4 protein-coding genes are annotated in these 2,811 nt (G+C 73.3%); 2 read left to right on the forward strand and 2 right to left on the reverse strand.

Annotated features, from left to right (window positions below):
* A partial coding sequence (locus HW577_RS23205) for an HPr kinase/phosphorylase (protein WP_198378479.1) occupies positions 1-405 on the reverse strand: 405 nt, incomplete at its 3' end.
* 115 nt (positions 406-520) lie between these two features.
* Here HW577_RS23205 and HW577_RS23210 point away from each other — a divergent pair.
* Together HW577_RS23210 and HW577_RS23215 are read left to right on the forward strand one after the other, a co-directional pair.
* Complete coding sequence (locus HW577_RS23210; RefSeq protein WP_198378481.1) at positions 521-1,450, forward strand: threonine/serine dehydratase; 930 nt, start codon at positions 521-523, stop codon at positions 1,448-1,450.
* A 75-nt stretch (positions 1,451-1,525) separates the two neighbouring features.
* Positions 1,526-2,221: a ribonuclease activity regulator RraA gene (locus tag HW577_RS23215; RefSeq protein WP_198378480.1), complete on the forward strand. Its 696-nt coding sequence runs from the start codon at positions 1,526-1,528 to the stop codon at positions 2,219-2,221.
* Positions 2,222-2,493: 272 nt separating this feature from the next.
* Here the strand turns inward: HW577_RS23215 and HW577_RS23220 are convergent.
* The coding region (locus tag HW577_RS23220) for a dihydrodipicolinate reductase C-terminal domain-containing protein (RefSeq protein WP_332837796.1) at positions 2,494-2,811 on the reverse strand (318 nt) is incomplete at its 5' end.

Below are 2,811 nucleotides of genomic sequence, written 5' to 3' on the forward strand. Positions count from 1 at the left end.
CGCCCGCCGCCCGAGCGCGGCGTCGAGCGCCCAGCCCAGCTTGTCGACCGCCGAGGCGTCGAAGGCGTGCAGCCCGATGCGCGGCACGCCGGCCGGCTCCCAGGCGGCCGGCGCGGGCAGGCGCGCCACGCCCTCGCGCGGCAGCAGCTCCGCCACCAGTTCGAGCCGGGCAGCCTGCGCCACCTTCAGGCCCTGGAAGATGCCGAGGCCGCGGACTTCCAGCATGCCGCGCAGCGCGTCGGGGGCGGTGACGAGGCGGCCATCCAGCTGCACGCGGTCATCGGCCACAAGGTCCCAGCCGGCGCCGATCAGCCGAAGCAACAGGTCGGACTTGCCGGAGCCCGCAGGCCCCAGCAGCAGCACCGCCGCTCCATTCCGCGCGGCCGAGCTTCCGTGGAGGGTCATCCCACGCAGCCACCCCTGCCCAAGGCCGCGGACCATGGCAGAAACGGGGCGGGGCGGGAAGCGCCCCCCGGTTGTGCGTTGCCGGGACCCGGCCGCGGTGCCACCTTCCCGCCCCATGCCGACCCAGGACGACATCCGCGCCGCCGCGGACCGCATCGCACCCCATATCCGCCGCACCCCCGTCATCCGGCTCGATCCCGCCGATACGGGGCTTGCCGTGCCGGTGACGCTGAAGCTCGAGCAGCTGCAGGTCACGGGCTCCTTCAAGCCGCGGGGCGCCTTCAACCGCATCCTTTCGGCCGAGGTGCCGGAAGCGGGGGTAATCGCGGCCTCGGGCGGCAACCACGGGCTCGCCGTCGCGCATGCGGCGAAGACGCTCAAGATGAACGCCGAGATCTACGTCCCCGGCCCGACGCCGGAGGCCAAGAAGAAGCGCATCATGGACACGGGCGCCTGGGTCTATGTCGGCGGCAAGGTCTATGAGCACGCCCGCGTCGCCGCCGAGGCGCGCGCGGCCGAGACCGGCGCCCTGATGGTCCATGCCTATGACCAGGAGGAAGTCCTGGCCGGCCAGGGCACGATCGGGTTGGAGCTGGAGCAACAGGCGCCCGACCTGACACACCTGCTGGTCGCCGTCGGCGGCGGCGGGCTGTATGGCGGCATCGCCTCCTGGTACCAGGACCGCATCCACATGGTGCTGGTCGAGCCCGAGGCCTGCCCGACCATGTTCGTCGCCGTCATGACAGGCGCGCCGACGGATGCGCCGACCGACGGCGTCGCCGCCGACAGCCTCGGCGCGCGCCGTATCGGCAGCCTGGCCTTCGCGACGATGAAGCAGTGGGGCGGGAATTCCGTCGTGCTGAGCGATGATTCGATCCTCAAGGCGCAGCGCTGGCTGTGGGACAGGCTGCGCGTCGTCGCCGAGCCCGGCGGTGCGACCGCGCTGGCCGCGCTGCTCGGGGGCGCCTGGAAGCCGCCCAAGGATGCGCATGTCGGCGTCGTGATCTGCGGGGCGAATTGCGATCCGGGGACCGTCTCGGGGTAGGCGGCCGCGGAGGGCCCCCCTTGCCCGACGGCCCTGCCCCTGCGATGGACGCGGCCCCGTGAAGGAGCATCGCGCATGACCCCCGCCCAGAAGACCGCCCTCGAAGGCGTCACCACCGCCACGCTGACCACCGTGCTGCTCAAGAAGGGCGTGCGCTTCTGCTACATCGCGGGCTCGCGCCCGATCGTGCCGGGTGCGACGAAGCGCATCGTCGGCCCCGCCTTCACGCTGCGCTTCACGCCGACGCGGGAGGATCTCGCGACGGTCGACAGCTGGTCCTCCCCCCGATCCACCCGCGCCGCGATCGAGGAGATGCCGGAAGGCTGCGTCGCCGTCGCGGACGCCATGGGCAGCACCGCGGCCGGCATCTTTGGCGACATCCTCTGCGCGCGCATGGCCAAGAAGGGCGTGGCCGGGCTTGTCACCGACGGCGTGCTGCGCGACGGCGCGGGCGTGATCGGCACCGGCCTGCCGGTGTTCTGCCAGGGGTATGTCGCCCCGGCCTCGGTGGCCGCGCTGAACTTCGTCGGCTGGCAGGAGACGATCGGCTGCGGCGGCGTCACCGTCATCCCCGGCGACATCATCGTGGCCGACCAGGACGGCGCCGTGGTCATCCCGCAGGCGATGCTCGACGCCGTGGTGGAAGCGGCCGTCGAGCAGGAACGGCTGGAAGCCTGGATCATGACCGAGGTGGAGCGCGGCGTGCCGCTGCCCGGCCTCTATCCGCCGAACGCCGAGACCAAGGCGCGCTACGAGGCGACGCGCGGCTAACGCCGCAGCGCGGTCGTGCCTGATGCCGAGCGCATGAAGGAAGCACCTTCCCACGGTCGGCTTCAGCTAGCTTTTTCCGCGCGCGGCCGTCCCACCGGGCCCGCGCGCCATGGCCTCCGCACGAAGGTCGAGCCCGTGTGCGGAGGACACGCGGCGCTGCGCCGCGACGGAGCCCCTTCCGGCCGCGGCCTGGCCCGGGGCGGGCTGATCGCATCACGCCCGAGCGCGGCTTTCGTCAGGCCGGGCCGCCAGGCGTCGATCGCCGGGCGCCGCTACATGCCAAGTACGTCCCGCATGCCGTAGAGCGCCGGGGCGCGCCCGTGCAGCCACAGCGCCGCGCGCACGGCGCCCGTGGCGTAGACGCGCCGGTCGAAGGACCGGTGCGTCAGGCTGATATGCTCCGACGCGGCGGCGAAGATCAGCGTGTGCTCGCCGACCACCTGGCCGCCGCGCAGCGCGGCGAAACCGATGGTGCCGGTGCCGCGCGCGCCGCAATGCCCGTCCCGCCCGCTCTCGCGCCCCGCATCCTCGAGCGTCGTGCCGCGGCCCGCCGCGACCGGATCGGGAGAGCACACGCCTGGACTCCGGGC

The organism is Neoroseomonas rubea (genome assembly GCF_016106015.1).
GTDB lineage: Bacteria > Pseudomonadota > Alphaproteobacteria > Acetobacterales > Acetobacteraceae > Neoroseomonas > Neoroseomonas rubea.